Genomic DNA, 13,929 nt, shown 5'->3' on the forward strand with positions numbered 1-13,929 from the left:
CCATGCGAAGGGTCATCGTACCTCAAGCAGGGGTCTCCTCAGGGACGCGTCGGTGGCGCCTGCGACCGCGGTCCCGAGTTGGACGACCACGACCGGTGCGAGGCTCGCCGAGAGAACGAGTAACCAGCCGGTCCAATCGAGCGGGTCGAGACCGAGCACGCTGCCGACGGGGGGAAGGTAGGCCGGGCCGACGAGCAGCGCCGTGCACAGGAGCAGGGCAGCCCAGACCCAGGGATTGCGCGTGATCTCGTTGCGGAGGAGCTGCGAGCCCGAGGCCCGCATGTTGAAGACCTGCCAGAGCTGCGCGAAAGCGAGCGTCAGGAACGTGACCGTCACGACGGATGCTGGGTCGAGGGCGAGCTGAAACCTGGCGATGGCACCGGCCGCGAAGGTCGCCGCCGTGATGGCAACGGCATGCAGGCCGATCCGAGTCCATTGCGTCCGCCCGAGGATGGGCTCCTTCGGGTCCCGCGGCGGACGCCGGAGGACGTCCGCCCGGCCCTCCCCCAATGCCAGCGCGAAGGCTGGGAACACGTCGGTCACGACGTTCAGGTAGAGGATCTGCAGCGGCAGGATCGGCAGCGGTAGCGTCGACACGACCGCGAGCCCGACGACCATCACCTCACTCAGGTTGCAGGCCAGGAGGTAGGCGACGAACCGGCGGATGTTGTCGAAGATGATCCGTCCCTCCCGTATGGCGCCGACGATGGTCGGGAAGGCGTCGTCGAGGAGGATCATGGCGGCCGCCTCGCGCGCCACGTCCGTCCCCCGCCGGCCCATCGCGACGCCGATATCCGCCTGCCTGAGGGCCGGGGCATCGTTGACGCCGTCGCCGGTCATGGCGACGACCTCGCCCCTCTCCTGGAAGGCGCGGACCAGCGCCAACTTCTCGGCCGGGCTCACCCGCGCGAAGACGGCGACATCCTCCAGGCCGCCCGGCGGACCGGCGCCGGGGACGCCCTCGACGACGCGGTCACGCGGACCGGCAAGCCCGACGGCAAGGGCGATGCTGCGGGCCGTGACGGCGTGGTCGCCGGTGACCATGACCGCCCGGATTCCGGCGTCGCGGCAGGCTGCCATCGCCTCCGGCACGTCCTCCCGGGCGGGGTCTTCCAGCCCAACCAAGCCGAGGAAGGTGAGCTCCTCGAACGGCTGGACATCCATCGCGTCCACCGTCCGCTCGGCGCAGGCGATGACCCGGAGGCCGCCCGCACCCAGTTCCTCGACACGGCGTCGCCAGAGGTCGCGGCCGCCGTCGTCGAGCGGTCGGTCGCGCTCGCCGTCACCGATGCGTCGCGAGGCGGCGAGCACGGCTTCCGGGGCGCCCTTGACCACCACCAAGTAGTGGGATCCCAACGCGTGGCCGGTGGCCATCAACCGCGTGGCGGCGTCGAAGGCCCGCTTGCGGATCATAGGCCGGTCTCGCAGGACCGTGGCGCGGTCCAGGCCGGCGGACCGGCCCGCCTGCAGCAGCGCCTGTTCCATGGGGTCGCCGCTGCCCTCTCCTGCGCCGGACCCGAGCGAGGCGTCGTTGCAGAGCACCGCGGCGCGGAGCAGCCGTTCCGCCTCGGATGCGACGTGGAGGCCTCGCGCCGCCTGATCGTCCTGTCCAGAGGGCAGCGACAGCTGCCGCACCGTCATCCGGTTCTCGGTGAGCGTGCCCGTCTTGTCGGTCAGAATGAGTGTCGTGGCGCCGAGGGTCTCGACGGCCGACAGGTGCTCGATCAGCGCGTTCTTCCGCGCCATCCGCCACATCCCGCGCGCGAGCGCCAGGGTCGCGACGATGGGCAGGCCTTCCGGGATGGCCGCCACCGCCAGCGCGATGCTGGCCTCGGTCATGAGGCGGAGATCCTTTCCGGTCGCGATGCCGAGGCCGGCGAGGATGACCGCCACCGTCAGAACGACGCAGACCATCTGGCCGGACAGGCGCTGCAGCCGTCGTTCCAGGGGCGAGCCGTCGGGCTCGGCTTGTCCCACGAGCCGCGAGATGCCGCCGAGCTCGGTCGCCGGGCCGGTCGCGACCACGACACCCATACCGCTCCCACGAACGACCAGCGTGCCCCGGAACAGCATCGAGGAACGCTCGGCAAGGCGTGCCTGCGCGGCGACCGGATCGACCGACTTGTCGACCGGCACGGATTCTCCCGTCAGCGTCGACTCGTCCGCGCCCAGGTTGGACGCCTCGACCAACCGGATGTCGGCCGGGACCGCGTCGCCGCCCTCGACCAGCACGATATCGCCCGGCACGAGGTCTTCGGCGGGCAGAACCCGGGTGTGACCGTCGCGGCGAACGCGGGTTGAGCGGGTCCCGAGCGCCCGCAAGCCCTCGACGGACCGGACTGCCCGCAGCTCGGTGAAGAAGCCCAGGCCTGTGTTGACGGCGAGGACGGCTATGACGGCGACCGCCTCCCGCCAATCGCCGAAGGAGAGCGAGAGGCCACCGGCCGCCGCGAGCAGGTAGACGACGGGGCTCGCGAACTGGTGCAGGAGCAGGGTGAGCTTGCCGGCCCTCTTCTTCGGGGCGATGACGTTCGCGCCAGCCTTCGCGCGCCGTTGCCGGGCCTCCGCGTCCGTCAAGCCCGCGTGCAGGGAGGTTCCGAATGCCTTCGAGACCTCCGCGAGCGGGAGGGCATGGATGGGCTTCGTCCCTACCGCCGGCCAGCCCGCCGTGTCCTCCGGCTCGGCCAGCCCAGGTTCCTTGGCGAGACCCGGCTCATGCATGGCGCAGCCGGTCGAGGGACACGCCGTTCGGGCAGAACTCCGGGTAGGTGTCGGCGGCCGTCCCTGACCATAGCTCGCGCGTGCACCGGCTGCGCTCCGTGCAGCCCAGGCAGGCCGCTTCGAGCGCCCGCATGGCCTCGGGCTGCCGCCGCCGGATGGCCTCGGGGTCGAGGCCGAGGCTACGCATCAGCCTCGCGACGCTGCGGACCTTCGCGGCGGCTTCCGAGGACAGGGGAGCGGAAGCCGGGGCGTCAGCCTCCAGCATCGTCGCCATCATCTCCGCATCGATGTCCCTGAGCTCCCGGGCGGCCTTCAATAGACAGCACCACTCGCCCATCGAGGCGGCGATACCGAACGGGTCGAACGGGTCGGGTTTGTCGGTGGATGCAGTCATCGAGGCCTCCTCAAAGCCTCTGCGTGCCCCACCGCGGCTGCGGCTTCCTTGACCCATCTCAACGCCAGCGAGGCGGCCCTGGCGCACATATCGGTCGGCGCGCCACCCTCAGGCCGGCACGTCCTGCAGACCGCCACGCGATCTGAACGCCGGGACGCGTCACCCTCGACCCGAGCGGTCTCCGAGGTCAGCCGTCCGAGGATCAGCGTGCATGTCGCCCGTGGACCAAGACGCCGTCGTCCGATTCGTGACGCTCGCCCTTTCGGATGCGGGAACAGTGGACACCGCGACCACGCATATCTCCCGGCTCTTCCTGGCAGAGGATTGCGTGTTCAAGCTCAAGCGCGCCGTCCGCTTCCCCTATCTCGACTTCTCGACGCCCGAACGCAGGTTGGCCGCCTGCGAGGCCGAGGTGGCGCTCAACCGCCGTACAGCGCCCGCGCTCTACCTCGGGGCCCGGCGGATCACGCGCGAACCGGGCGGGACCCTGGCTTTCGATGGAGACGGTCCCCTCGTCGACGCGGTGGTGGAGATGCGCCGCTTTCCGGAGGCGGACCTGTTCGACGCCATGGCACGGGATGGTCGCCTGGGAGCGCACCACATCGCCGACCTCGCGCACGTCATCGCGACCTTTCATGCCGGCGCGGAGATCCACCGCGACTGCGGAGGCGCCGCCGCCATGGAGGCGCTCGTCGACATGAACGGGGTCGCGCTCCGAACGACAGGACTCGCCTCGGCCGACGTGGCGGAGTCGATGACGGCCCGATTCCGTGCGGTCCTGGCGCGACACGCGCCCCTGCTCGACGCCCGCCGCGCCGCCGGCAAGGTCCGTCGCTGCCACGGCGATCTCACCTTGCGCAACATCTGCCTGTTCGAGGGAAGACCGACGCCGTTCGACTGCATCGAGTTCAGCGAGACCATCGCGACGACCGACGTCCTCTACGACCTCGCCTTCGTCCTCATGGACCTCTGGCACCGGGAGCGCTTCGACCTCGCCAACCGCCTGCTCAACCGCTACCTCGACGTGGCGGACGAGACTGACGGGATCGGCTTGCTGCCGTTCCTGATGGCTCTGCGCGCGGTCATCCGCGCCCATGTCACGGCGGCGCAAGCCGCCGGTGGGACCGGCGATGTCGCTGCCGCGACGACCGCAGAGGCGCAAGCCTATCTGGCGCTCGCGGAAAACCTGCTGACCGACAGGCCCGTCGTCCTCCTCGCCGTCGGTGGCTTCAGCGGCTCCGGAAAGTCGAGCGTCGCTGCGGCGGCCGCTCCCCGGATGGGCGCCCCCCCGGGCGCCCGGGTCCTGTCGAGCGATCGCATCCGGAAGCGGCTGCACGGGGTCGGCGCTCTGACCCGGCTGCCGGCCTCGGCCTACGCCTCTGCCGTGTCGCTTCGCGTCTACGCGGCACTCCGGCTGGAGGCCGCACGGGTCCTGGCCGTGGGCCATTGCGCTGTCGCCGATGCGGTCTTCGACCGCCGTACGGAACGGGATGGCATCGAGGCGGTCGCCCGGGACAATGACGCGGGGTTCGTCGGCGTTTGGCTGGAGGCGCCGACCGCGACGCTCGCGAGCCGCATCGCGTCGCGCGTCGGTAACCCTTCGGACGCGACCGCGGCGGTTCTGGCGGCCCAGGTCGCGCGCGGCTGCGGCGCCCTCACGTGGCCTCGTCTGCAGGCGGACCTGCCGCTGGACGTCCTGGGCTCGACCGTCCTGTCTCTCGACAGGAGCGTCGGGGCGGGGCGGCCGGCGGCCCGGCCGCCCGAAGCGGGTCCAAAAATCCCGACCGTAAGAGGTCGAACGGCGCACGCACGGTGCGTCCGTTGATGCAGGTCAAGGCGATGCCGGATGCAGGCAGCCACCCTGACCTCGTATGGGCAATCGGGGCCGGGCGATGCCTCTTACAGCGACCACAGGCGAGCCGGCACACGACCGGCGTACCCACGGTCGCGCATTCAGGTGTTTGATCGTCGGCTTGGCCGGGGTCGCCGGGGCTGTCGTCGCGGTCCTCGCGACGCCGGCGTCACCCGACGCCGGCGTAGGGTCGAACCGCTTCAACGAGCTTCCATATCGCGATCTGCTCGCCTTCGGGGCCGCGTTCCACGCCATCCGGACACGGGCGGTCGACGTGCGTGGCGAGAGCCAGTTGATCGATGCGGCCATAGCCGGGCTGGTCGCCACGCTGGACCGGCATTCACGCTACCTCACCGCAGCCGAGTTCCGCCGGCTCGACCAGCAGGACACCGGGAGCTACTCCGGCGTCGGACTGGAGGTCGAGGCAGGCGGGACGGTCGGGAGCACGCTTCCGGACACCCCGGCGGCGCGGGCCGGCCTCGCGCCTGGGACCGTGATCGAGAGCATCGCCGGCGCCGCGGCCGAGAACCTCGGACCCGACAAGGTCGCCGACCTCCTGAGGGGGGAGCCGGGCTCCACCGTGCACCTGCGGGTCGTCCGTCCGGGAGAACGTGCCCCGTCCGAGGTGGTGCTGACACGGGAGTGGCTGCCGCTGCACCCGGTCCGCATGCGGGCTCTGGACACCGTCGCCTATGTCGGGCTTGACCACTTCGACGCGTTCACCTCCGGCCGGCTGCTCAAGGCAGTCGCGACCCTGAAGGCCGGTATCGGTCGTGACCGGCTCTCGGGCTTCGTCCTGGATCTTCGCGGCAATCCGGGCGGCCTCGTCGTGCAGGCTGTGGCGGTGGCCGGGGCCTTCCTGGGGCGCGGCGAGATCGTTCGCTTGGTCGGTCGCGGCTCGGGGAACGTCGAGCGGTTCGCGCTGGACAGGACCGGCGAGGACCGGATCGACGGCCTGCCGCTCGTCGTGCTCGTAGACAGGGGGACGGCCTCCGCGGCGGAGATCGTCGCGGGTGCGCTCCAGGACCACCGACGCGCGACCGTCATAGGCACGCGCACCTACGGCAAGGGTGCCGTCCAGACCACCTATGCCCATCGGGGCGGGCGCGGTCTGCGGCTGACGACGGCGTGGGTCGTCACGCCCGCGGGCCACCGGGTGGAAGGCAACGGCATCGAGCCCGATCGCTTGGTGCCCGAGAACGGCACAGTGGCCGGCGTTGACGGTGGACCATCGGGGAGACGGTACGGGAGCGGCGGGTCCCTGCAGGACGGCATCGTCGAGGACGGCCTGATAGATCCTTCGCGGGACCGACAGTTGACCGCTGGCCTGAGGCGCCTTCAGGCAGCCGATCAGGCCGGCGACGACGGCTTGATCCAGCGCAACGACCCCGTCGCCGGCCGATGATGTCGTCCGCCACGAGCGGAAGGCGTCGGACCCACCCCTATGAGAAAGACCGCGGGTCCGGCCCTCGCCCAGAGTGCTTCCTCGCCGCCGGACCTGCCGCCAGCCGCGGCCACCGCGCCCTTCTGGACGCGCGAGCCCGAGGCGCTCTGCGCCGAACTCGGATGCGGGCTCGACGGGCTCGGCTCGGTTGACGCCGGACGGCGGCTCGAACGCTTCGGGCCCAATAGCGACGCCAGGAAGAGAGCTTCGGGCGTTTGGCAGGCGGTGCTGCGACGCCTGCTCGAACCGCTCGCCCTGATCCTGCTCGCGGCCGGGCTCGTCTCGGTCTTGACCGGCGAGGTCGTCGGGGGTGCAATTATCGTCGTCATCCTCGGCCTGTCCATCGGGCTCGACACCGTGCAGGAGGGCCACGCCAAGAGGGCGGCCGAGGCCTTGCGCCACGCGGTTGCGCTGAAGGCCGAGGTCCGGCGCGACGGCGGCTTCCTCACTGTTCCGGTGGAGCAGGTCGTTCCAGGCGACATCTTGCGCGTGCGTGCCGGCGACATCGTCCCGGCCGACGCCCTCGTCATTGAGAGCGACGCGTTCACCGCCACCGAGGCCGCGCTCACGGGTGAGCCCTATCCGGTCGGGAAGCGACCGGGCCCCGTGACGGTCACCGAGCCGGCAGAGGCCGCGAACGCCCTCTTCCGCGGCGCTGTCGCTCAGACGGGTGAGGCGACAGCCCTCGTCGTCGCGACCGGCCCGGCAACGATGTTCGGCGCCGCGGCCTCGGCTCTGGCCGAGGTGCAGGCATCCTCGCCCTTCCAGCGCGACCTGCACGCATTCGGCTTGATCGTCGCGCGGCTGACCCTCGGTCTGGTGCTCGCCGTTCTGGCGGTCCGCGTCGTCCTGGGCCGGCCGGTCGTCGACTCCCTCCTGTTCGCCGTCGCCCTCGCCGTCGGCCTGACACCGGAGTTACTGCCGATGGTCACCACCGTGACGCTCTCGCGGGGGGCGATGCGCATGGCCGCGCGCAAGGTCATCGTGAAGCGCTTGGCCGCCATTCACGACCTCGGCGCGATGACCGTGCTGTGCACCGACAAAACCGGCACGCTGACCTCAGCCGAGATCGCGCTGGCGCGCAGCCTCGACCCGGCGGGCCGGCCGGACGAGCGGCCGGCGAGGCTTGCGGCGGTCGCGGCTGCCCTCGGCGGAGACCGCGGTTCGCTCGACGCCGCCTTGGCGCATGCCCATCCGGACGCCGGGAGGGGTTGGGAACTCGCCGGCCAGCGGGCGTTCGACTACGGACGCCGCTCCGGTTCGGTCCTCGCGCGGGGACCCGAGGGGCCGCTGCTGATACTGAAGGGCGCCCCCGAGGCCGTGCTGGCCCTCTGCCAAGCGCGACGTGCCGGAGGGCGGATCGAACCGATGGGCCCGAGAGGTCGCGACGAGGCTCTCGGGCAGGTTCGGACCCTGGCCGAAGACGGGCTGCGCAGCATCGCGGTGGCCTCGCGCCCGTGGGTCGGTTCCCCGCACCCGCTCGGTGTCGCGGACGAAATCGACCTCGTCTTCGAGGGCTTCTGCGCCTTTGCCGATCCGCCCAAGCCGACGGCCGATGCCGCCATCGCGCGGCTCGCGCGGGCCGGCGTGCACGTGAAGATCCTGTCCGGCGACGACCCTGTGGTCGTGCGCCGGCTCGCGGGCCTCGTCGGGCTGCGGGCCGGCACGGTCCTATCGGGCCCTGAAATCGCGGGACTGAGCGACGCGGCCCTCACGGTCCGGGTCCGGAAGGTGGATGCGTTCGGGCGGCTGGCGCCTGACCAGAAGGCGCGCGTCGTCCGGGCTTTGCAGGCCAAGGGCGCCGTCGTCGGCTTCCTGGGCGACGGCATCAACGACGCGCCGGCCCTCGCGCAAGCCGACATCGGCCTGTCGGTCGACGGCGCGACCGGTGTAGCGCAGGCGGCCGCCGACATGATCCTGCTCGCCTCCGACCTGGAGGTCGTCGCCGACGGCGTCGAGGAGGGACGGCGAACCTTCGCCAACATCCTGAAGTACGTCCGCATGGGGGCGAGTTCGAACTTCGGCAACATGCTCTCGATGGCGGTCGCCTCGGTGGCGCTGCCGTTCCTGCCGATGCTGCCGACGCAAATCCTCCTCAACAACCTGCTCTACGACCTCTCCGAGGTCGGCATCCCCTTCGACCGGGTGGCCCCGTCCGCGACCGTCCGGCCCCAGGTCTGGGACATGGCGGCGATCCTCCGGTTCGCGGGGGTGATGGGTCCGCTCTCGTCGCTGTTCGACCTCCTGACCTTCGGCACGCTGCTCCTCGTCTTCGACGCGTCGGCCGAGGCGTTCCGCACCGCTTGGTTCCTGGAATCGATGGCGACGCAGATCCTGGTGATCTTCGTCATCCGGACGAACGGCCGCCCCTGGGAGGATCGTCCGAGCGCGGCGGTGGCCGGATCCTCGCTCGCCGCGCTGGCAGCCGCGCTGGCCCTTCCATTCTCCCCGGCGGGAAGCTGGTTCGGCTTCCAGATCCCCGCCCTGCCGATCCTGCTCGCTATCGGGCTGATCACCGTCACCTACCTCGCGGCGGTCGAGGCCGTGAAGCCATGGGTGGTCCGCCCGCGACACAGCGCCCAGGGCCGACGTCCGGGAGCTTGATCTGCCTCAAGGCTGGTCGCCAGGGCCGGTCGAAGGATGGCTGATCCGCCGCCGGTACGGTCCGGCGCCGCACTGAGACGGAGGCTTCCATGACCACGATGTTCGACGAGCGTGAGCGGGCCGCCGAGCGCTGCTTCGTCCAGGAGGAGGAAGCGCGCTTCCACGCCCGCAACCGGCGCAATCGGCTCCTCGCGACCTGGGCCTGCGAGCGGATGCGCCTGACCGGTACCACGGCTGAGGGTTACGTCACCGCCTTCACGGAGTGGGCGGTCGTGACCGACGACGAGACGCTGATCGCGAGGCTTCAGTCCGACCTGAAAGCCGCCGGCATCGAGACGACGGCCGCTCGCCTGCGCACGGAAATGGGGCGGTGCACCGCGCTGGCGCAGGCCGAGCGGCGCGTCGGCGTTGCGCTGGATCAAGGCTCCTCCGTCTAGGCCGCGCAGGATCGCCGGCAGCCGCCCCGCACGGATCGGACACTTGCCATGAGGAAGCACGCCATGACCGACAAGGACCTGCGCCGCGACGTTCTCGACGAGCTCGACTTCGACCCCAGCCTCGACGCCGGCGCCATCGGCGTCGCCGTCTCGGAAGGCGTCGTGACGCTGACCGGCCACGTCGGAAGCTACGCCGAGAAGGTCGAGGCGGAGCGCGCGGTGCGGCGCGTCCGGGGCGTGCGCGCCATCGCCCAGGAGATCGAGGTCCGCTACGCCGACGAGAAGAAGGTCGCGGACGACCAGATCGCGGCGCGCGCCCTGGCCATCATCGACTGGTCCGTGCACCTTCCGAAGCGTGCCATCCAGGTGAAGGTCGCCGGCGGCTGGGTCACGCTGACCGGCATGGTGGACTGGCAGTACCAGATGGCCGGCGCCGAGGCCGCGGTCCGGAAGCTGTCCGGCGTTCACGGCGTCACCAACCTCATCGAGGTCAGGCCGCGGGTTCCGCCGACGGCCGTGAAGGACAAGATCCTGGAGGCGTTCAAGCGGGGCGCCCTCTTCGAGGCCGATGGGATCAAGGTCACCGTCGCGGGCGACAAGGTCACGCTGGAGGGCGCGGTGACGGCCTGGGCGGAACGGGACGCCGCCGAGCGCGCGGCCTGGTCGGTTCCGGGCGTCCGGTCCGTCGAGGACCGCATCGTCGCGCTGAGCTGAGGAGGCGGCCATGTCTCACGCAACGCACGGGCCGACGGTCGCTCACGGCGAGCCGGCGCCTCCAGAAAGGACCGGCGCCCCGGCCGCGCTGCGCCGGGTGATCCTGACGCTGGCGCGCTGCCCCGAGCATCCGGACGGCAGCGTCGGGCGCGGCTACGAGGTGGTCGCGCCTCTTGGGACGGATGGACATCTCGATGCGGTGCTCTGGAACGGGACCCGCGACCGTTGCCGCGTCCGCCGCTTCTGGACGGGCGAGCCCGACCGCCACGGCCGGCTCGTGCACCGGGCCGGCGGCGCGGGCGGCGCGACCTGGCTGATCGATTACGACGACCGCACCGACGACGACGACGAACCCGGCTACCGCCTCGGCACCCACACCTTCGTCGAAGGCGAGTACGTCTCGATCCGTGAGGCCGACGACGAGGCCTACCACACGTTCAAGGTCGCCCGCGTGAGCGCGCCGGGCGCGGTAAGCCGCGTGGGGAGCCCCGCGTGACTGCCCGTCCACTCGCGCCGCCGATTGGGGGGCTCCCGCCGGACCTAGCCATGGCCGAGGCGGCGTGGCTTGCGCTGTGGCGGACGTTCTGGCTCGACCTTCCACTCGCCTGGGCGAGCGAGATGGACCGCTTCCTGTTCCGCTGGATGCCGGCGGTCGACGACGGGCCAGCGGGCGGCCGTTCCGACGCGCCGGATTGATCCACGACCAGCTGGCAGCGCAGCGCCGCCTTATCGCCTGTCCGGCAAGCCGCGTTGGCAGGCATCCGGACACTTCGGCGCTCGCCGAGCCGGCTGGTCCGCGCCCGGCTCGAACATAGCGCAACGCAGGCTGGTGGAACCGGCGTTGAGGACGAGGATCATCGCCCGGCCTCAGGAGACCATCGTCCACCCGTCAACGGCCTCAGCCCGCCCGGACGCATCCGCCTCGGTCGGGCCGCACTGCATGATGTCGCCCTCGATCCGACGATCGTGGTCCTCGGGCGCGCGCCGTTCCGGCCAAGCCCAGTCCCTCACCTCCGGCAGATCCTCGCCGGTGCGGCGGACGTGCTCGCGGTGGGCCGCCAGAGCGTCCCGCAGCGCTTGCTCGGCGTGCTCTGCGCGCGCCCCGAGCCCCGGCACGGCCCGTAGTGCGGCCTGCGCGAGGTGATAGCGGTCGAGCCGGTTCAGCACGCACATGTCGAAGGGCGTCGTGGTCGTGCCCTCCTCGATGAAGCCATGCACGTGGAAATTGCCGTGATTTGTCCGCTTGTAGGTCAGCCGATGGATGAGCCACGGATAGCCGTGGTAGGCGAACACCACCGGTCGGCCGCGCGTGAACAGGCTGTCGAAGGTTGGGTCGTCGAGGCCGTGCGGGTGCGTCTCGGGCGCGGGCAGCGTCATCAGGTCGACGACGTTCACGACGCGGACCCTCAGCTCCGGCACGTGCCGGCGCAGCCAGTCCACGGCGGCCAGCGTCTCCTGGGTCGGCACGTCGCCCGCGCAGGCCATCACCACGTCGGGTTCCGCCTCGCCCTCGTTCGAGGCCCAGTCCCAGATGTCGATGCCGGCCGCGCAATGCGTCACCGCCTCGTCCAGGCTCAGCCACTGGAGAGCGGGCTGCTTGCCGGCGACGACGACGTTGATGCGGTCGTAGGTGTGCAGGCAGTGGTCGGTGACGCAGAGCAGGCAGTTCGCGTCCGGCGGCAGGTAAATGCGGGCCGTGTCACCGCGCTTGTTCGCCACGAAATCGATGAAGCCCGGGTCCTGGTGGCTGAAGCCGTTGTGGTCCTGCCGCCAGACGTGGGACGAGAGCAGGATGTTGAGAGACGGCACGGGCCGGCGCCAGGGCAGGTCGCGGGACGACTTCAGCCACTTGGCGTGCTGGTTCACCATCGAATCGACGACGTGGGCGAAGGCCTCATAGGTCGCGAACAGGCCGTGCCGGCCGGTGAGGACATACCCCTCGAGCCAGCCCTCACAGAGGTGCTCGCTCAGCACCTCCATGACGCGCCCGTCCCGGGCGAGATGGTCGTCGCCAGGGAAGATCGCCTCCTGCCAGGCGCGGCCCGTCACCTCGAACACCGCATCCAGCCGATTCGACGCGGTCTCATCCGGCCCCATGATGCGGAAGTTGCGGGCCTTCGCGTTCAGGGTCAGGACGTCCCGCAGGTAGGTGCCCAGCGCCCGCGTCGCCTCTGCGCGGGTCCGACCCCGGCCCTGGACCGACACGGCGAAGTCCCTCAAGTCCGGGAGGCGCAGCGGCGCACTCGTGTGCGCGTTCGCATGCGGGTTGGCCGAGAGGCGCCGAGGTCCCTGCGGCGGCAGCTCGGCCAGGGCCGGCAGCAGCGAGCCGTCCTCCGCGAACAGGTCCTCCGGCCGGTAAGATCGCATCCATCCTTGCAGGATCGCGAGATGCGCCGGGTTTTCCCGCGTAGCCGCGACGGGCACCTGATGCGAGCGCCACGTCCCCTCGACCGGATTGCCCTCGACGGTCTTCGGTCCGGTCCAGCCCTTGGGGCTGCGCAGGACGATCATCGGCCAGTGCGGGCGCCCACCGTCGCCGCGGCCGGCGTGCCTTCGGATCTCCGCGATGGCGTCGAGGGCCGCGTCGAGGGCCGCGGCCATGGCCTGGTGCATCCGGGCCGGCTCGTTCCCATCCACGAAGGTCGGCGCGTAACCGTAGCCGACGAGGAGGCTGCGCAGCTCGGTCTCGGGCATGCGGGCGAGGATGGTCGGGTTGGCGATCTTCCAGCCGTTGAGGTGCAGGATCGGCAGCACGGTGCCATCCGCCCCGGGGTGGAGGAACTTGCTGGCGTGCCATGACGCGGCGAGCGGCCCCGTCTCGGCCTCGCCGTCGCCGATGACGCAGGCGACGGTCAGGCCCGGGTTATCCAGGGCCGCGCCGAAGGCGTGCGCCAGGGAGTAGCCGAGCTCGCCGCCCTCGTGGATCGAGCCGGGCAGCTCCGGCGAGGCGTGGCTCGGAATGCCGCCCGGGAACGAGAACTGCCGGAACAGCCGGCCCATCCCCTCCGCGTCCCGCGCCACGTCCGGATAGATCTCGCTGTAGGTCCCCTCCAGGTAGGCGTTGGCGACGAGCCCCGGCGCGCCGTGGCCCGGCCCCCAGACGGCGATCATGTCGAGGTCGCGCTGCCGGATGACCCGGTTCAGGTGCACGTAGATGAAGTTGAGGCCCGGCGTCGTGCCCCAGTGCCCGAGGAGCCTCGGCTTCACGTGCTCGGGCCTCAAAGGCTCGCGCAGAAGCGGGTTGGCCATCAGGTAGATCTGGCCGACCGACAGGTAGTTCGCGGCCCGCCAGTAGGCGTCGATCCGCCTGAGCCCGTCCGGCCCGAGCGGCCCAGGCACGAAGGCCAGGTCGTGGCTGCCGTACGCAGGCTCGGGGTCGCGGCGTTCCTCGCGGGCTTTCCGCGGCTCGCGGCTCGCGTCCATGTCGGCCTCCCGGTTGCGGATCCTGAGCGACCGTGCAGGCGGCCGGGGCCCGTGGCGTTGAGGTGGATCAAGGCGGCTCCCGGGTTGGGCGGCAGGATGTCTCCCGTCAGCAAGACGGGAGCGAGCGATGGCCTTGGTTCTTCGAACCACCCTCATCACGACGGTGCGCAGCGCGCGGGTGCCGGTCATGCTGGCGCCGACGAACGATGCCGAACCCCGGGTCGTCACGGACGCGGCGCGGTATCTGTCCATCGGCAGTCTTCAGGCGCTGGCGCTCGCCGTCGCGGCCTCGGTGGTGACGCCGGCGCTGCTCTGGCTCGCCCTCTGAAACCCATCGAAT

The 13,929-nt window shown here is 71.2% G+C and carries 11 protein-coding genes; 8 read left to right on the plus strand and 3 right to left on the minus strand.

Going from position 1 to position 13,929, the window contains the following annotated elements:
• Window positions 1-12: 12 nt before the first annotated feature.
• On the minus strand, window positions 13-2,721 hold the full coding sequence (locus tag ACLBX9_RS07390; RefSeq protein WP_447718466.1) for a cation-translocating P-type ATPase: 2,709 nt from the start codon (window positions 2,719-2,721) through the stop codon (window positions 13-15).
• Window positions 2,714-3,115, minus strand: a complete 402-nt coding sequence (locus ACLBX9_RS07395) for a DUF6455 family protein (protein WP_447718467.1) — start codon at window positions 3,113-3,115, stop codon at window positions 2,714-2,716. Before ACLBX9_RS07395 ends, ACLBX9_RS07390 begins: the two co-directional genes overlap by 8 nt.
• A 211-nt stretch (window positions 3,116-3,326) precedes the next feature.
• On the opposite strand from ACLBX9_RS07395, the gene ACLBX9_RS07400 reads away from it, so the two are divergent.
• The 7 genes from ACLBX9_RS07400 to ACLBX9_RS07430 all read left to right on the plus strand — a co-directional run bounded on the left by ACLBX9_RS07400 (window position 3,327) and on the right by ACLBX9_RS07430 (window position 10,862).
• Window positions 3,327-4,940, plus strand: coding sequence for a bifunctional aminoglycoside phosphotransferase/ATP-binding protein (locus tag ACLBX9_RS07400; RefSeq protein WP_447718468.1), 1,614 nt, complete (start codon window positions 3,327-3,329; stop codon window positions 4,938-4,940).
• A gap of 148 nt (window positions 4,941-5,088) precedes the next feature.
• On the plus strand, window positions 5,089-6,372 hold the full coding sequence (locus ACLBX9_RS07405) for a S41 family peptidase (protein ID WP_447718469.1): 1,284 nt from the start codon (window positions 5,089-5,091) through the stop codon (window positions 6,370-6,372).
• Between the two features lie 39 nt (window positions 6,373-6,411).
• Window positions 6,412-9,015 carry a magnesium-translocating P-type ATPase gene (mgtA, locus tag ACLBX9_RS07410; protein WP_447718470.1) on the plus strand — a complete coding sequence of 868 codons (2,604 nt, stop codon included), beginning with the start codon at window positions 6,412-6,414 and terminating at the stop codon, window positions 9,013-9,015.
• A gap of 89 nt (window positions 9,016-9,104) precedes the next feature.
• Window positions 9,105-9,452: a DUF1476 domain-containing protein gene (locus tag ACLBX9_RS07415; protein ID WP_447718471.1), complete on the plus strand. Its 348-nt coding sequence runs from the start codon at window positions 9,105-9,107 to the stop codon at window positions 9,450-9,452.
• A 63-nt stretch (window positions 9,453-9,515) separates the two neighbouring features.
• A complete protein-coding gene (locus ACLBX9_RS07420) occupies window positions 9,516-10,166 on the plus strand; it encodes a BON domain-containing protein (protein ID WP_010684805.1) in 651 nt (216 codons plus the stop codon).
• A 10-nt stretch (window positions 10,167-10,176) separates the two neighbouring features.
• Window positions 10,177-10,662: a hypothetical protein gene (locus tag ACLBX9_RS07425; protein ID WP_010684806.1), complete on the plus strand. Its 486-nt coding sequence runs from the start codon at window positions 10,177-10,179 to the stop codon at window positions 10,660-10,662.
• Window positions 10,659-10,862 (plus strand): hypothetical protein, encoded by a 204-nt coding sequence (locus ACLBX9_RS07430; RefSeq protein WP_447718472.1) that lies wholly within the window; start codon window positions 10,659-10,661, stop codon window positions 10,860-10,862. The genes ACLBX9_RS07425 and ACLBX9_RS07430 overlap by 4 nt, the downstream gene beginning before the upstream one ends.
• 171 nt (window positions 10,863-11,033) lie before the next feature.
• On the opposite strand, the gene ACLBX9_RS07435 is transcribed toward ACLBX9_RS07430, so the two are convergent.
• Window positions 11,034-13,589, minus strand: coding sequence for a phosphoketolase family protein (locus ACLBX9_RS07435; RefSeq protein WP_447718473.1), 2,556 nt, complete (start codon window positions 13,587-13,589; stop codon window positions 11,034-11,036).
• A gap of 127 nt (window positions 13,590-13,716) precedes the next feature.
• Here ACLBX9_RS07435 and ACLBX9_RS07440 point away from each other — a divergent pair, with 127 nt between their 5' ends.
• The gene (locus tag ACLBX9_RS07440; protein ID WP_010684809.1) at window positions 13,717-13,917 is read left to right on the plus strand and encodes a hypothetical protein; all 201 of its coding nucleotides are present in this window, start codon (window positions 13,717-13,719) and stop codon (window positions 13,915-13,917) included.
• Window positions 13,918-13,929 lie beyond the last annotated feature (12 nt).

Source organism: Methylobacterium sp. A49B (genome assembly GCF_053346215.1).

Coding starts and splice junctions, on each gene's coding strand:
- ACLBX9_RS07390 (WP_447718466.1), bottom strand. CDS start 2,721: ATGCATGAGCCGGGTCTCGCCAAGGAACCTGGGCTGGCCGAGCCGGAG.
- ACLBX9_RS07395 (WP_447718467.1), bottom strand. CDS start 3,115: ATGACTGCATCCACCGACAAACCCGACCCGTTCGACCCGTTCGGTATC.
- ACLBX9_RS07400 (WP_447718468.1), top strand. CDS start 3,327: ATGTCGCCCGTGGACCAAGACGCCGTCGTCCGATTCGTGACGCTCGCC.
- mgtA (WP_447718470.1), top strand. CDS start 6,412: ATGAGAAAGACCGCGGGTCCGGCCCTCGCCCAGAGTGCTTCCTCGCCG.
- ACLBX9_RS07415 (WP_447718471.1), top strand. CDS start 9,105: ATGACCACGATGTTCGACGAGCGTGAGCGGGCCGCCGAGCGCTGCTTC.
- ACLBX9_RS07420 (WP_010684805.1), top strand. CDS start 9,516: ATGACCGACAAGGACCTGCGCCGCGACGTTCTCGACGAGCTCGACTTC.
- ACLBX9_RS07425 (WP_010684806.1), top strand. CDS start 10,177: ATGTCTCACGCAACGCACGGGCCGACGGTCGCTCACGGCGAGCCGGCG.
- ACLBX9_RS07435 (WP_447718473.1), bottom strand. CDS start 13,589: ATGGACGCGAGCCGCGAGCCGCGGAAAGCCCGCGAGGAACGCCGCGAC.
- ACLBX9_RS07440 (WP_010684809.1), top strand. CDS start 13,717: ATGGCCTTGGTTCTTCGAACCACCCTCATCACGACGGTGCGCAGCGCG.